This is a genomic window from Kribbella sp. DT2 (assembly GCF_049844575.1).
Classification (GTDB): domain Bacteria; phylum Actinomycetota; class Actinomycetes; order Propionibacteriales; family Kribbellaceae; genus Kribbella.
The window spans coordinates 33,185-47,985 of record NZ_JBNCLH010000016.1; the positions used below are offsets into that span (position 1 = coordinate 33,185).

The following is a 14,801-nucleotide window of genomic DNA, read 5'->3' on the forward strand; positions in this document are numbered from 1 at the left end:
CCTCACCCCGCAGAGCGCACTTTGTGCACCGGCCAGCCGTCACCAGCGCGGATTCCCGGCTGAGCCGTGCACAAGGTCGCGATCCGTGGACCTGCACAGAACCTTCACGAGTCGTCCCCGGTTCCTGACCAGTCCGGCTCCTAGGCTCGCAGCATGCCAGTCAACGGAACGGGCGCGAGGATCCTCGTCGTCGAGGACGAGCCGGTCATCAACCAGGCGGTCGCTGACCGGCTGCGAGGATCCGGGTACGACGTCGTACAGGCCTGGGACGGTCCAGGTGCGGTGACGCAGTACGAGTCGACCCAGCCCGAGCTGGTGGTGCTGGACGTGATGCTGCCTGGGTTCGACGGCCACGAGGTGTGCCGCCGGATCCAGGCGGCGCGCCCGGTCCCGGTGCTGATGCTGACCGCCCGCGACGACGAGGCCGACATCCTGATCGGCCTCGGTGTCGGCGCCGACGACTACCTGACCAAGCCGTTCCGCATGCGCGAGCTCGTCGCCCGCGTCGGCGCCCTGCTGCGCCGGGTCGAGCGCGCCACCGAGCTGGCGAACCGCCCGGACACCCCCGACCTCGGCGATCTCCGCGTCGACGCGGCCGCCCGCCGCGTCTGGGTCGGCGGCGCGGAGATCCACCTGACGCCGACGGAGTTCGACCTCCTCCTCTGTCTGGCCGCCAGCCCGGGCGTCGTACTGACCCGCGAGAACCTGTACGCCGAAGTCTGGGGCTGGCCCGGCGCGTCCGGCACCCGCACGGTCGACAGCCACGTCAAGGCCCTCCGCGCCAAGATCGGCCCCGACCGAATCCGCACGGTCCACGGCATCGGCTACGCCCTGGAACCAGGCAGTACGCCGTGAGCAGCGAGTCGAAGGACCTTCCTTTCACCGAGGGAGCCCCGCGGTCCGCACCGCTCGACCAAGTGCGCTCGGTCAAAGCCAAGCTCGGCCTGCTGGTCGCCGTCAGCACCACTCTGGCCTCCGTCCTGGCGGCGGTCGGCGCCGTCGGCAGCGTGCCGGTCTGGCTCAGCATCCCGGTCACCGTCGCCCTCGCCCTCGCGGTGACCCAACTACTGGCCGTCGGCATGACCTCGCCGCTGCGCGAGATGACCGCCGCAGCACGCGGCATGGCGCGCGGCGACTACTCGGTCCGCGTCACCGCGTCCTCCAGCGACGAGGTCGGCGAACTCGGCCGCGCCTTCAACCGCATGGCCGAGGACCTCGCCGCCGTCGACCGCCAGCGCCGCGAACTCGTCGCGAACGTCAGCCACGAGCTCCGTACCCCGCTGGCCGCCCTGTGCGCCGTACTGGAGAACCTTGTCGACGGTGTCGCCGAGCCCGACCCCGTCGCCCTGCGAACGGCTCTGGACCAGGCCGAGCGCCTGTCCGCACTGGCCTCCGACCTGCTCGATCTCGCCCGCGTCGACGCGGGCAAGGCCAAGCTGACCACCACGCAGGTCGCCGTACAAGAGCTCCTGGACCGCGCCGTCGCCGAGGCGCGGGTGACCGCCAGAGAGGTCCGGTACGACGTCCGCGTGACCCCTGCGGCCCTGACCGTCCCGGCCGACCCCGCGCGCCTGCAGCAGCTGATCGCCAACCTGCTCGACAACGCGTCCCGGCACAGCCCAGCCGGCGGGGAGGTCCGCATCACCGCCCGCCGCAGCGCCGACGGCTGGCGCCTGGAGGTCGCCGACGACGGCCCTGGCATCCCCGCCGCCGACCGCGACCGCGTGTTCGAACGCTTCGGCACCCTCGCCGAAACCGACGGCGGCGGCGGTACCGGCCTCGGCCTGGCGATCGCCCGCTGGGTCACCGACCTCCACGGCGGCACCATCCACTTCGTCGACCCCGAACCGACCCGCCCCGGCGCCCGAGTCCGCGTCGACCTCCCGAACCACCCTCGCCCCGGCCCGCAGGTCGCCGCTGACCTTCCCCAGTACCCCCGCCCGTCCGCCCCACCGCGCCCGCCCGCGCCAGCATCCGCACAAGCACCGAGAGAGGCACAGGAACCAGCGATGACGACACCAGGCGACACCCCAGACCGGCGCTCCGACGCCGAGTCCGACGGCGCGCCCAAGGCTGCAGCCAGTACGCCGCCGCCCGCACCCCCCGGCAGCAAGCCGATGGCTTTGCCGAGCGCTGTCTCCAGCACCGCGACCATCACCCCACCCGGCGCCAAAGCTGCGACTGCGCCCCGCCCGCCCGAGTCCGGGATGGACCTGATGTTCGGCAAGTTCTGGCCCGACGCGCCGGTGCCAGGAAGCTTGCGGGCCTTGGTCTGGTGCCTGGGCGCCGGTCTGCTGGCGGCGATCATCCTCCCGTTCCGCGATCTCGGGCTGGGGACGTTCGTGGTCCTGGTGGCGGCCGGGGGAGTGATTCTCGGGTTCAGCGTCAACCGGCGTTCGCGGTTCACGGTCACCTGCGCGGCGCTCTGCTTGTTGCTGGCAGCAACAGTCGTCGTACGGGACGCCGAATGGATCGCCGTTCTGTGTCTGTTCGCCGGTGGAGCGCTCTGCATGGCGGCGCTGGTGAACGGTCGCAGCGTCCCGTCCTTTGTGCTGGCCGGCATCGCCTGGCCGCTAGCCGGGCTTCGCGGGCTGCCCTGGCTGGGCCGTTCGGTGCGCCGCGTCGGCGGGCTGCGGGCCAACGCCGCGATGGTCCGGACGATCGCCATCTCCGCTGTCGGCGTACTGGTCTTCGGCCTGCTGTTCTCGTCGGCCGACGCGGTCTTCGGTGAGTGGATGGGCGCGATCGTCCCCGACCTCGAGCTGGACTCGTTCGTGCTGCGCGCCTTCATCACCATCGCCGTCGGCGGCGTCGTACTGGCCGCGACGTACCTCGGAATCAACCCGCCGAACGTCGAGGTCGACGCCGGTACGGCGCGGCCGGTGGCGCGACGGTACGAGTGGCTCGCGCCGGTGCTGCTCGTCGACGGGGTCTTCCTGGTCTTCCTCGCCGCGCAGACGACCGTGATCTTCGGCGGGCACGACTACCTGGAGCGGATCACCGGGCTCACGTACGCCGAGTACGTACATCAGGGCTTCGGGCAACTAACCATCGCGACCGCGCTCACCCTGCTCGTCGTCTGGGCCGCTGCCCGCAAAGCACCTCGTACGACGTCCGCCGATGTCCTCTGGCTGCGGGTCTCGCTCGGCCTGCTGTGCGTACTCACGCTCGTGGTCGTTGCCTCGGCGCTCTACCGGATGCACGTCTACCAGGAGGCGTACGGCTTCACCGAGCTGCGCTTGCTGGTTGATGTCTTCGAGGGCTGGCTCGGGTTGCTCGTCATCGGCGTGATGGTTGCCGGGGTCACCCTCGAGGCCGGTTGGTTGCCTCGGGCAGCGCTGCTCAGCGGGGCGAGCTTCCTGCTGATGCTCGCGGCAATCAATCCCGACGCCTGGATCGCTCAGCACAACGTCGACCGGTACACCGCGACCGGCAAGGTCGACTGGTGGTACCTGCACAACCTGTCCGACGACGCCGTACCGGTGCTCGCGAAGCTGCCCGACGAGGTCGCCGACTGCGCGCTGTCCGGCTACGAACGCAGCACCGACGACTGGCTCGAGTGGAATCTTGGCCGGCATCGTGCGCAGGACCTGATCAGCCCGAGCTCCACCGGGCGAATGTCCCCGCCGCCGACCTGCCCGCGGGGCTGATCGGGGGAGCAGGTGACAGCCACCTCCCCACGTGAAGAGGTGGTTTCGGATCGGCTTTGCGGAAGCAGCCGAAGGGCTGAGGTCGCGCGTCAGGTGGTCTCAGGGCCGGTGTAGACGCCCAGGGTGCGGAAGCGCAGCGGTGGGGCCGCGTACTCCTCCAGTGCGTGCGCGGTCCACCCGATCGTCCGGGCGATCGCGAACAGCGCCTCGCCGGCCTCACCGGGCAGACCTTGCGCGTGCAGTACGGCGGCCAGCGCGAGGTCCGAGTTGGGGAAGCTCGGTACCCGAGCCGTCAGTTCCTCGACAGTTCCGACGACGGGATGGTCGCCCAGCATCCCGAGCAGCACCTCCGCACGCGGGTCGCGCTCGCGGTAGATCTTGTGCCCGAACCCAGGAACCGGCTCACCCGACCGAAGCTGCTCGGACAGCGCTTTGGTCGGATCGGCGAGCGCCCGCCCGAGGAAGTCGTAGGCGAGAGTCGGAGCGGTCCCGTGCAGATGCCCGTCGAGCGCGCCGAGCCCCGCCGAGACGACGGCGTACAGATTCGCCCGAGCACTGGCCGCGACCCGCGCCGCGATCGTCGAGACGGCAAGCCCGTGATCGGCGAGCAGGATGACAGCCGCATCCAGCAGGTCACCATCGGTACCAGGGCCGCGAGGCCGTCCCGGCTGGGTGGGAGTAGCGAGCTTGGGGCGGAGGCGGGTGCCGAAGGTTTGGGCCGTGGCAGGGTCGGGGCCGGGGAGGGCCGCCACCAGGGCTCCTAGGAGGCGGCGGGCGGTTCGGGTGACAGCTTCGGGGGAGAGGTCGTAGCGGAGGGGGTCGCCGGCGCCTAGTACGGCTACGGCGATTCGGAGTTGGTCGGTGAGGCGGGCGCCCGGGGGAGCTGCGGCTATCGCTTGGCGGGCGAGGGTGACGTCCTGGGGCGCGGCGGGGAAGAAGGAGGCGGCCGTCCGGGGGCTTGGGAGGGTGCCTGTCCACAGGAGGGTGGCTACTGATTCGACGGGGTGGGTGGTGACCAGGTCGCGGACTCGGTGGCCTCGGTAGAGCAGGTCGTCCTTGTCGGTGATCAGGGTGAGCTGGGACTCGATGCGTTCGATGGCGCCGGGGTGGTCGACGGTGCGGCCGGCCAGGCGGTCGACGTCGGCGGCGACGAACAGGCTGCCGCGGCGGCCGCGGGCGCGGGTGCTGGTGAGCAGGCCGCGGCTGACGTAGGCGTAGACGGTCTCGGGTTTCACCTTCAGGCGCGCGGCGACCTCGGCGGTGGTGAGGTAATGCTCGTCACTCGGATCGGGCACGCCACGCTCCCAGCTGCGGTGAGGTTGACTTGATCAACATTGACAATAGTGGATTCTGAGATCAACTTGAATCCATGTCAATCAATGTAGATCAACTCTTCGAGGTGCCGCCCGGGCTGCGGAACGTGGTCGTGACGGAGACCGAGCTGGGCGACGTACGAGGTGACGAAGGCTTCTATCACTACCGGCAGTACTCGGCGGTCGAGCTCGCGAGGACGAAGACGGTCGAGGATGTCTGGTTCCTGATGTTCGAGGGGCGACTGCCGAGCGCGGAGGAGCGGGCGAAGTTCCTGGCGGAGGTCGCGCCGTTGCGCGTGCTGCCGGACGAGGTCCGGGGGATCCTGCCCGCTGTCGCGGCGGCCGGCGTACGGGAGAAGCCGCTGGCGGGACTGCGGACGGCGCTGTCGGTTCTGGCTGCGGCGCGCGACCTGCCGCCGTTGTGGGACGCCGACCCGGTACGACGGAAGGCCGACGCGATGCTGGTGTGCGCGGTGACGCCGACGATCCTCGCGGCCCTGCATCGGCTGCGGCAGGGCGAACAGCCGCTCGAACCGCGCGACGACCTGAGCGCGGCGGCGAACTGGCTCTACCTCGTCAGCGGGACAGAGCCGACGCCGCAGCAGGTCGCCGCGATCGAGAGCTACCTGATCGCGACAGTCGACCACGGCTTCAACGCGTCGACCTTCACCGCCCGCGTGATCGCGTCGACCGGGGCGGACGTGGTATCGGCCGTCGCCGGAGCGCTCGGTGCGTTCTCGGGCCCGCTGCACGGCGGCGCACCTGATCGAGCGCTGGCGAGTCTCGACGAGATCGGTACGCCGGACCGTGCGGACGCGTGGGTGCGGGCGAAGGTCGCGACCGGGGATCGGATCATGGGGTTCGGGCACGCGGTCTACCGCACCGACGACCCGCGCTCGCTGATGCTCCGGGAGATCGCGCAGGACATCGGCGGGGACCTGGTGGACTTCGCCGTCACCGTCGAGCGGACGGTGGTCGACGTACTGGCGGAGCTCAAGCCGGGGCGGAACCTGTACGCCAACGTCGAGTTCTACGCCGGCGTGGTGATGGAGCTGTGCGGGTTGCCGCGGTCGATGTTCACGCCGACGTTCGCCACCAGCCGGGTGATCGGGTGGACCGCGAACATCCTCGAGCAGGCCGACGACGGGAAGGTCATCCGCCCGTCGGCCCGCTACGTCGGCCCGCCGCCACCGGCCCCGATCGGCTGACGGCAGTACAGAACCGAGCTAGCTGAAATGCAGATCCGGATTCGTCAGCTTGCCGAAGCGTAGGGCGACCAAATCCCGTGGGTAGTTCTGCCGGAGGCGCCAGGGGCCGGTAGTGCCCTGGCGAGGGAGTAGGGCGGCGGCTCGCTGGATATAGCCGGAGGTGAGGTCGACGACCGGACGGGCCGGCTTCTCGTACTCCTCGGCGGCGATCTCCGGGAGACAGATCCTCGTACCAGTGCGCGTCAGGTGGTTCAGCAGCCGGCAGACGTACTGCGAGGTCAGGTCGGAGCGCAGCGTCCAGGAGTTGTTGGTGTAGCCGATGCACCAGGCGAGATTCGGGACGCCGCTCAGCATCATCCCGCGGTAGACGAAGGTCTCCCCGACCGGCACGGCACGCCCGTCGACCGTCAGAGAGACCTTGCCAAGAGCAACCATCTTCAGTCCGGTGGCGGTGACGACGACGTCGGCGGGCAGGTGTTCGCCGGAGCGCAGGCGGATGCCGTCGGGGGTGAACGTGTCGATCTCGTCGGTGGCAATCGACGCCGTCCCCGCCCGGAAGGCGCGGAACAAGTCGGAGTCCGGGACCAGGCACAGCCGCTGGTCCCACGGCTTGTAGCGGGGGACGAAATGCGGTTCGGCGGGGATCGACGAAGGCAGCTGGCGGGCCGCCGCCTTGTTGAGGAAGGCCGCGGCGTGAGCAGGGAAGCGGCGGAAGGCGCCGTACGCGAGGGAGCTGAAGGCAACGTTCTTCCCGCGGATCACTCGATGTGCAAGCCGCTCGGGCAACACAGCGCGGAGCCGGTCCGAGACGGCATCGACAGCAGGACGGGAGGCGATGTACGACGGCGAGCGCTGCAGCATCGTCACGTGCTCGGCGCGCCCGGCCATCGCGGGCACCAGCGTGACGGCCGTCGCGCCGCTGCCGATCACGACGACCCGCTTGCCCGTGTAGTCGAGATCGTCGGGCCAGTGCTGCGGGTGCACCACCCGCCCCTCGTACGACGACAGGCCCGGGAAGTCCACGACGTACCCGCTGTCGTAGTCGTAGTACCCGCTGCACACGTACAGGAAGTTGCACGTGTACGACTCCTCCGGCGTCTCCACCGTCCACCGCGCATCGGCGGTCGACCACGACGCCGACACCACCCGGCGCCCGAAGCGGATCTTCGAGGTGATCCCGTACGCCGACGCGGTCTCGTGCAGGTACCGCAGGATCGACGGCCCGTCCGCGATCGCCTTGGCCGCCGTCCACGGATGGAACGGGAAGCCGAGCGTGAACATGTCCGAGTCCGACCGGATCCCCGGGTAGCGGAACAGGTCCCAGGTCCCGCCGAGGTCCTCGCGCCCCTCCAGTACGGCGTACGAGCGACCGGGGCTCTGCGTCTGCAGACGGTACGCCGCACCGATGCCGGACAGGCCGGCTCCGACGATCAGGACGTCCAGGTGTTCCACGCGTGCCTCCCTGCCGCGGCCGGGGCCGCCTTGTTGAGTACCTCGTCAACAATAGTCCCCCGCGACGTCACGTGACCCACACGCAAAGTTGCCGTCGGGGTCTGTCGATTCCGCTCGGACGCGATCGTCAGCAAGATGTCAGTAGAAGCCCGAGACGAGGGAGCCCGTGATGGCGCAGTACATGTTCATGCTCTTCGACAGCGAGGAGTGGTACGACCAGGTGACGCCGGAGGAGTGGCAGCAGCAGATGAAGCTGCACACCGAGTTCATGGCCGCCGTGGAGGCCGCCGGGGCGCGCGTCGTCGGCGGGGAGGCGTTGCTGCCGTCGTCCACCGCGAGCACGATCAAGAAGGGCGACGGCGAGCCGCTGGTCACCGACGGCCCGTTCATCGAGACCAAGGAGGCGCTCGGCGGCTTCTACCTCGTCGAGGCCAAGGACCTGGACCAGGCACTCGCGCTGGCCAAGCTCGTCCCGTCGGGCACCATCGAGGTCCGTCCGGTGATGGACACCTCGGAAGGCTCCGAGGCGCCGGCGTAGTCGCTGGGGCGGACGCGGAGCGTCCGAAGAAGCGAGTACCGCGTCGTAGCGTCCGAAGAGGCGAGCGCTATAGCCTCGGCTTCTTCGGACGCAGCGAGTTTCTTCGGACGCTCTGGCGGTGCTTCGGAGGAGGGAGGGGGAACGGTGGACGTCACTGCCAGGGTGGTGGCCGAGCGGGTGGAGGCGGCGCACCGCGAGTCCTGGTCGGTCGTGCTGGCCTCGACCGTCCGCGTCACCCGCGACCTCGACCTCGCCGAGGACTGCGCGCAGGAAGCCTTCGTACGAGCCCTGCGGACCTGGCCCGAGCAGATCCCCGACAACCCCGCCGGCTGGCTGACGACCGTCGCCAAACGGCTGGCGCTCGACAAGCTCCGGCGCGAGACGACCCTGCGGCGCAAGTTGCCGCTGCTCGTCGAGGAGCCGGGCGAGACCGAGGAGCCGACCGATCCGCTCAGGCTCGTGTTCACCTGCTGCCACCCGGCGCTGGCCCGCGACTCCCAGGTGGCGTTGACGTTGCGGCTGATCTGCGGGCTGACGACGCGGGAGGTCGCGGCCGGCCTGCTGATCAGCGAGGCGACGGCGGCCGCGCGGATCACCCGGGCGAAGAAGAAGATCGCGGCCGCCGGCATCCCGTACCGGATCCCCGCCGACGACGAGCTCGCGAGCCGGCTGGACGTCGTACTGACGGTGGTGCAGCTGGTCTACACCGCCGGGCACGTCGCCGCCGGACCGGAGCTGACGCGCGCGGACCTGACCGGGCGCGCGATCGAGTTGGCGCAGCTGCTGGTGCGGCTGATGCCTGACGAGCCCGAGCCGCAGTCGTTGCTGGCCTTGCTGCTGATGACGCAGGCCCGGGGTGACGCGCGGGTGAGCGAGGACGGCGAGCTGGTGCTGCTCGCGGACCAGGACCGGTCGCGGTGGGACATCAAGATGCTCGCCGAAGGCGTCAGCCGCGCGACCGCGGCGCTGCGGCAGGGAGAGCGGGGAGCGACGGCGGCCGGCGGGCAGACGTCGCCGGAGCCTCGGGCGCCCGGGCGGTTCGCCTTGCAGGCGGCGGTGGCCGGCCTCCACGTGACGGCGCCGAGCTGGGAGAAGACCGACTGGGTCCAGGTCGTTCGCCTGTACGACGCGATGCTCGTCGGCTGGCCCTCGCCGATCGTCGCGCTCAACCGGGCGGCCGCGCAGAGCCTGGTCCCGGGCGCGGACCTGGTCGAGGTGCTCGGCGAGTTGGATGCCTTAGGCAAGGAGCCGGCGCTGAAAGCCTACGCGTACCTGCCGGCCGCGCGCGCCGACGTACTGGCTCGGTTGGGACGGCCGGACGAGGCGGCCGAGGCGTACGACGCAGCGATCGAGCTGACCGCGAACGGCGCCGAGCAGCGCTTCCTCCGCCGCCGGAAGTCCGAGCTCGCCCACTAGGGTGTGTCTCCTGATTCCCGCCTACTGCGCGGCACTCGGCACGGCGGGAACCAGGAGACACACCCTAGGTCAGTACGGTGAACCGTCGCGCAGGTTGTGCAGCACCGAAGGATTCGCCAGCAGCACCGGCAGCCGGCGCGCGTTGAGCGGCGAGACCAGTCCGGCGAGGTCCTCGGCGGCGTACCAGTCCACTCCGAGGATCTCGAACCCGTCCGGCTGCAGCGTGGAGATCAGCGACGCCTCGTGCACGCCGCCGTCGTACAGGATCTCGATGGCGTCGCCCCAGCCCTCCCAGCGCGGCAGCCAGTCGATCGCGAGCACGCCGTTGACGGGCAGCACCGTGCCGAGCTCTTCCTCCATCTCGCGCCGGGCGCCGGTCAGTGGGTCCTCGTCGGGCTCGACCACACCGCCGGGCAGCTCGAGGTCCTTCTTGTAGCTCACCTTGCACAGCAGCACGCGCCCGGCCGGGTCCCGGACGACGACGTGCGCGATCACCCGCTTCTTCGGCAGCACCGAGTCCATCAGCGCGGTCCAGCCGGACAGCGTGTCGGCCCGCGGGTCGTCGCGGCGCAGGCCGTAGACCGCGACGTCACGCCGCTCACCCTGCAGTACGGCGCCGCCGCGCAGCAGCCCTTCGCGCCGGAAACCGGACCGGATCGCGACCCGCGCAGCGGCCCGGTTCTCCGGGTCGACGTGGACCTGCAGCCGGTCGAGCCCAAGCTCGCCGAACGCGTACACCACCAGCACCCGGACCGCGCGCCGCGCGATCTGCCGGCCGCGGTACGGCTTGTACGTCGTCCAGGTGACCGCCCCGACACCCGGTGAGATCCGCCGGACCTCGACCGTGCCGACCGGGCCGGTCTCGCCGGCCAGCTCGACCACGAAGTTCACCGCCGACCGGTCGTCGGCGTACGCGCGGTGGGACCGCTCGACCGCGTCGGCCAGGTCGGACCGCGGCGGCGTACCGGCCAGGCCGAACCAGCGGACCATCTGGTCGTCGGCCAGTCCGTGCACGACGTCGATGTCGTCGTCGCGCCAGGGGCGCAGCGTCAGGTCCCCGTCGGTCAGCGTCGGTTGCGGCGGCACACCAGTCACGTCCGGAACGGTACCCGACGCAACTTGATCGGCCTCCGCTGCATCGAGGAGGCTCGCCGACCGTGGGACGAGACCTACAGCGGCATCTTCACGCTGACCGTTCGCTGAACCTTTCGGGCGAGTCCTGCATCGTTCCACGTAAGACCGCCTGGGGGGCACATGCTGAAACGAACACTCGCACTCGCGCTGCTGCTGACCGCACCGGCCGCCGTTCCGGTCCCGGCGCACGCCGCCGGGACCGGGATCGGAGCGGTGACCATCGCGTGGTCCGACGCCACGCACACGAAGGTCCGGATCACCTGGACCGAGACCGCGCCGGTGGCCAACACCGTGGCTGTCGAGACCGGCGAGCTGGGGAAGACGACCGCCGCGCAGCCCGACCAGCTGGTCCTGAACGCCGTGGACTTCCCCAAGAGCTCGGCCGGCCAGAGCCTGCACGTCACGGTCACCGGGACGGACGGCACCGAAGCGGTCTCGGTCGCGTTCGACAGCTACGTCGATCCCGGACGAGGGATGACGATGTCGTTCCTGGCGTACGACCAGCTGCGGTGGACGCTGCGGCCCGACACCACTGTCGACACCACGCCGAACGATCCGCTCGATCTGCCGGACTCGTACAGGTACGTGGTCAGCCGGGCGATCGACCCGCGACCCGAGGTGTGGAGCAGCTCGGACTGCACCGAGACCACACCCGCCGAGAGCACGGCCCCCACCGGCGTGATCCCGAGGCCCGACGCCCCGTTCGAGCTGCGGGTCAGGCCGAAGAACGAGTGGGGGACGTGGCAGTTCGACTACGCCTCGCGGTCCGTCAACGTCATCCCCGATCTCCAGGTGACCGGTCCGACCGCGACGCCGTACGGCGGAACGACCACGCTGACCGGGCACGTGGACGAGCACGGGATGTTCATCGAGTGGATGCCGCAGACCTGCGACTCGCACCGCTGGCCCCTGGTCCGGACGGACCTCGTCGTGCACCAGCGCACTTCGCCCACGGCACCCTGGACGGTCGTCGGCACGACCAGGACCGGCGACGACGGCAACTACGTCGCGACCTTCCGCAACCCGGGCCCGCGCGAGTACCGCGTGGTCGCGGTCGACACCATCGACTCCCTCGGCACCCCGCGCTTCGGCGCCGACAGCTTCACGCACTCCGTCCGCTCCACCACCCGGGTCGTCTCGGCGAAGTTCATCCAGCCGACCGTCAATCTCGGCACCCAGCCGCAGGCCTACCTGTGGGTCGATCCGCCGGGCAGCCAGAAGGCCGCGCTGCAGTTCAAGAACGCGTCGGGTGCCTGGCAGGGCGTCACCTACAAGACCTTGTACGCCGGCCGCGGCCTGCTCACCTTCCCGTGGAACAAGCGCGGCACGACCCAGTTCCGCTGGGTGGTGCCGGCCACCGGGTCGATCGCAGGGACATCCAGCGGCACCTTCACCCTCACCGTCCGCTAAGGGGACCAGTCATGCTGAAACGAACTCTCGCACTCACTCTGCTGCTGGCCGCACCGCTCGCGATCCCGGTCCCGGCCGATGCCGCCGGGACCGGGATCGGTCCGGTGACGATCGCCTGGTACGACGCGGCCCACACCAAGATCCGGATCACCTGGACCGAGACGAGCCCGGTGGCCAACACGGTGAAGGTGGAGCAGGGGTTCTTCACCGGCGTGCTCGGCTCCACCCCGGCGACCGGCGCGAACGAGCTCATCGCGAACGCCACGTCCTTCCCGCGGTCGGCGGTGGACGAGAAGACGCAGCAGGTCGTCGTCAGCGGTGCGGACGGCACCTCGGCGCGCTCGGTCGCCTTCGACAGCTACGTCTACGGTCCCGGCTACCCCAGCCTCGTCCTGTCGTTCCCGGCGTACGACCAGCTCCGTTGGACGCTGCCGGCCGACCCCGGAGTCGACGCCACGCCGAACGACCCGCTCGACGTTCCGGACGGGACCAGCTACCTGGTCACGCAGGGGTTCGACCCGGAGCCCGACACGTGGGGGACCTGGTCGTGCACCGAGACCACGACCGTCAGCACGGCCCTCACCGGCGTGCTGCCGAAGGCCGGGCACGCGTTCACGCTGAAGGTGACGCCGAAGAACGAGTGGGGCCGTTCGTCGTACGGCGGCGGGACGGACGTCGGCACGACGCCCGTCGTCCAGGTCACCGCTCCTGTCGCCACGGCGTACGGCGGCACCACCACGCTGACCGGGCACGTGGACCAGACCGGGATGATCGTCAGCGGAAGCCCGCCGCAGTGCGACGAGAACCGCTACGCCTCCGGCCAGACGTCCCTCATCGTCCACCAGCGCACCTCCGCCGCGGCACCGTGGACGGTGGTCGGCACCACGAAGACCGGGGACGACGGCAACTACACCGCGACGTTCCGGAACCCCGGCTACCGCGAGTACCGCGTCGTCGTCGCCAGCGGGCTCGTCGAGGGCAGCTATCCGCGCTTCGGCGCCGACAGCCAGACCGTGGCGATCCGCTCGACGACGCGGGTCGTCTCGGCGAAGTTCATCCAGCCGACCGTGAACCTGGGCACGCAGCCGCAGGCCTACCTCTGGGTCGACCCGGCCGGCAGCCAGCAGGCGGCCCTGCAGTTCAAGAATGCTTCAGGTGCCTGGCAGGGCGTCGGCTACAAGACCTTGTCCTCCGGCCGGGGCATCCTCACGTTCCCGTGGAACAAGCGCGGCGTCACCCAGTTCCGCTGGCTCGTTCCCGCCTCGCCGGGCGTCGACGCGGCGTACAGCGCGACCTTCTCCCTCACCGTCCGCTGAAGGGGATCACCCATGCTGAAACGAACTCTGGCCCTCAGCCTGCTGCTGACCGCGCAGGCCCTGCCCGCACCCGCTGCACCCGCTGCGCCGGCCGCGATCGGCCCGGTCACCGTCGCCTGGTCCGACGCGACCCACACCAAGATCCGGATCACCTGGACCGAGACCACCCCGGTGGCCAACACGCTCTCGGCGGACTCCGACGCCGACGAGGGCGACGGCTTCCCGGTCGGGGAGTTCGGGACGACCACCGCGGCGCAGCCGAACGAGTACCTGGTGACGGCGAAGCAGCTGAGCAAGACGACCGACCCGGCCTCGCACAGCTGGATCGTCGTCGCGGGGGGCGGGACCCAGGCGCGGTCGGTCGACTTCGACCAGTTCCTGTACGACGGGGACCTGCAGCTGTCGTTCGTCGGGGACAAGATCCGGTGGACGCTGCCGCCGGACGACTCCGTCGACGGCACTCCGGGTGACCCGCTGGACCTGCCGAAGAAGTTCACCTACACCGCTCGCCAGCGGGTGGACAGCAACCCGGCCAGCAGCGACGAGTGCAGCAACACGGACTACGTGTCCACGACCCCGACCGGAGACCTGCCGAACCGTGGTCAGGCCTACGCGCTGCCCGTCTTCACCGAGAACGAGTGGGGCGGCCGCGTCGACTACGGATGGGTCGCGTACACCAAGAGCATGTCCGTCGCCTCACCGGCCAGTACGCCGTACGGCGGGACGACGACGCTGCGGGGCACCGTCAACGAGACGGTGCTGAACGAGGAAGTGAGCACGCCGTACTGCGAGGAGCTGTTCCTGCCGGCTGCCGACGAACCCGTGACCGTGATGCAGCGGACCGCGGGGAACGCGCCGTGGACGGTCGTCGGCACCACGAAGACCGACGGGCTCGGCAACTACACCGCGGTCTTCAGGAACCCCGGCCATCGGCAGTACCAGGTGGTCCGCCCGAGCAAGGTGGAGTACGGGACCAGCGCGACGTATGGCTACACCCGGTACGTCGAGCCGGTCCGGGCGACGACGCGGATCGTGTCGGCCAAGTTCATCAATCCGGTGGTGAACCTCGGCACGCAGCCGCAGGCCTACCTGTGGGTCGATCCGGCCGGGACGCAGAAGGCGGCGCTGCAGTTCAAGAACGCATCGGGTGCCTGGCAGGGCGTCACCTACAAGACCCTGTACGCCGGTCGCGGGCTGATCGCGTTCCCGTGGAACAAGCGCGGCGTCACCCAGTTCCGCTGGTACGTCCCGGCGACGCCGGTGGCCGATGCGTCGTACAGCGGAGTCTTCACGCTGACCGTGCGATGAGTCCGCAACTTTCCGCGCGACGCGTGCATCATGACGGGTAGAGACAAGGGGATGAG

The 14,801-nt window shown here is 70.3% G+C and carries 11 protein-coding genes; 8 read left to right on the top strand and 3 right to left on the bottom strand.

Annotated features, from left to right (window positions below; all coding sequences use genetic code 11):
* Window positions 1–153 precede the first annotated feature (153 nt).
* A complete protein-coding gene (locus ACLQ2O_RS40205) occupies window positions 154–855 on the top strand; it encodes a response regulator transcription factor (protein WP_425842824.1) in 702 nt (233 codons plus the stop codon).
* Window positions 852–3,650: a DUF4153 domain-containing protein gene (locus ACLQ2O_RS40210; protein WP_425842826.1), complete on the top strand. Its 2,799-nt coding sequence runs from the start codon at window positions 852–854 to the stop codon at window positions 3,648–3,650. The genes ACLQ2O_RS40205 and ACLQ2O_RS40210 overlap by 4 nt, the downstream gene beginning before the upstream one ends.
* An 89-nt stretch (window positions 3,651–3,739) precedes the next feature.
* Here ACLQ2O_RS40210 and ACLQ2O_RS40215 read toward each other — a convergent pair whose 3' ends face one another.
* Window positions 3,740–4,945 carry a citrate/2-methylcitrate synthase gene (locus ACLQ2O_RS40215; RefSeq protein ID WP_425842828.1) on the bottom strand — a complete coding sequence of 402 codons (1,206 nt, stop codon included), beginning with the start codon at window positions 4,943–4,945 and terminating at the stop codon, window positions 3,740–3,742.
* Between the two features lie 74 nt (window positions 4,946–5,019).
* Between ACLQ2O_RS40215 and ACLQ2O_RS40220 the strand changes: the two genes are divergently transcribed.
* Window positions 5,020–6,171, top strand: coding sequence for a citrate/2-methylcitrate synthase (locus ACLQ2O_RS40220; RefSeq protein WP_425842830.1), 1,152 nt, complete (start codon window positions 5,020–5,022; stop codon window positions 6,169–6,171).
* An 18-nt stretch (window positions 6,172–6,189) separates the two neighbouring features.
* Here the strand turns inward: ACLQ2O_RS40220 and ACLQ2O_RS40225 are convergent, their stop codons facing one another.
* Window positions 6,190–7,623: a flavin-containing monooxygenase gene (locus tag ACLQ2O_RS40225; protein WP_425842832.1), complete on the bottom strand. Its 1,434-nt coding sequence runs from the start codon at window positions 7,621–7,623 to the stop codon at window positions 6,190–6,192.
* Between the two features lie 169 nt (window positions 7,624–7,792).
* Here ACLQ2O_RS40225 and ACLQ2O_RS40230 point away from each other — a divergent pair, with 169 nt between their 5' ends.
* Together ACLQ2O_RS40230 and ACLQ2O_RS40235 are read left to right on the top strand one after the other, a co-directional pair.
* Window positions 7,793–8,161 carry a YciI family protein gene (locus ACLQ2O_RS40230; protein WP_425842834.1) on the top strand — a complete coding sequence of 123 codons (369 nt, stop codon included), beginning with the start codon at window positions 7,793–7,795 and terminating at the stop codon, window positions 8,159–8,161.
* Window positions 8,162–8,305: 144 nt separating this feature from the next.
* Complete coding sequence (locus ACLQ2O_RS40235) at window positions 8,306–9,577, top strand: RNA polymerase sigma factor (protein WP_425842836.1); 1,272 nt, start codon at window positions 8,306–8,308, stop codon at window positions 9,575–9,577.
* A gap of 69 nt (window positions 9,578–9,646) precedes the next feature.
* Here ACLQ2O_RS40235 and ACLQ2O_RS40240 read toward each other — a convergent pair whose 3' ends face one another.
* Window positions 9,647–10,672: an NUDIX hydrolase gene (locus ACLQ2O_RS40240; RefSeq protein WP_425842838.1), complete on the bottom strand. Its 1,026-nt coding sequence runs from the start codon at window positions 10,670–10,672 to the stop codon at window positions 9,647–9,649.
* A 159-nt stretch (window positions 10,673–10,831) separates the two neighbouring features.
* On the opposite strand from ACLQ2O_RS40240, the gene ACLQ2O_RS40245 reads away from it, so the two are divergent.
* The 3 genes from ACLQ2O_RS40245 to ACLQ2O_RS40255 are packed head-to-tail and all read left to right on the top strand — an operon-like array spanning window position 10,832 to window position 14,745.
* Entirely contained in the window at window positions 10,832–12,121 is a 1,290-nt protein-coding gene (locus ACLQ2O_RS40245; protein ID WP_425842840.1) for a hypothetical protein, read from the top strand.
* Between the two features lie 11 nt (window positions 12,122–12,132).
* On the top strand, window positions 12,133–13,437 hold the full coding sequence (locus ACLQ2O_RS40250; protein ID WP_425842842.1) for a hypothetical protein: 1,305 nt from the start codon (window positions 12,133–12,135) through the stop codon (window positions 13,435–13,437).
* A gap of 12 nt (window positions 13,438–13,449) precedes the next feature.
* On the top strand, window positions 13,450–14,745 hold the full coding sequence (locus tag ACLQ2O_RS40255) for a hypothetical protein (protein WP_425842844.1): 1,296 nt from the start codon (window positions 13,450–13,452) through the stop codon (window positions 14,743–14,745).
* Window positions 14,746–14,801: the final 56 nt, after the last annotated feature.

What these genes read in the sequence shown, in the direction of transcription:
- ACLQ2O_RS40255 (WP_425842844.1), top strand. Translation starts at nt 13,450, where the DNA reads ATGCTGAAACGAACTCTGGCCCTCAGCCTGCTGCTGACCGCGCAGGCC.
- ACLQ2O_RS40245 (WP_425842840.1), top strand. Translation starts at nt 10,832, where the DNA reads ATGCTGAAACGAACACTCGCACTCGCGCTGCTGCTGACCGCACCGGCC.
- ACLQ2O_RS40220 (WP_425842830.1), top strand. Translation starts at nt 5,020, where the DNA reads ATGTCAATCAATGTAGATCAACTCTTCGAGGTGCCGCCCGGGCTGCGG.
- ACLQ2O_RS40230 (WP_425842834.1), top strand. Translation starts at nt 7,793, where the DNA reads ATGGCGCAGTACATGTTCATGCTCTTCGACAGCGAGGAGTGGTACGAC.
- ACLQ2O_RS40205 (WP_425842824.1), top strand. Translation starts at nt 154, where the DNA reads ATGCCAGTCAACGGAACGGGCGCGAGGATCCTCGTCGTCGAGGACGAG.
- ACLQ2O_RS40250 (WP_425842842.1), top strand. Translation starts at nt 12,133, where the DNA reads ATGCTGAAACGAACTCTCGCACTCACTCTGCTGCTGGCCGCACCGCTC.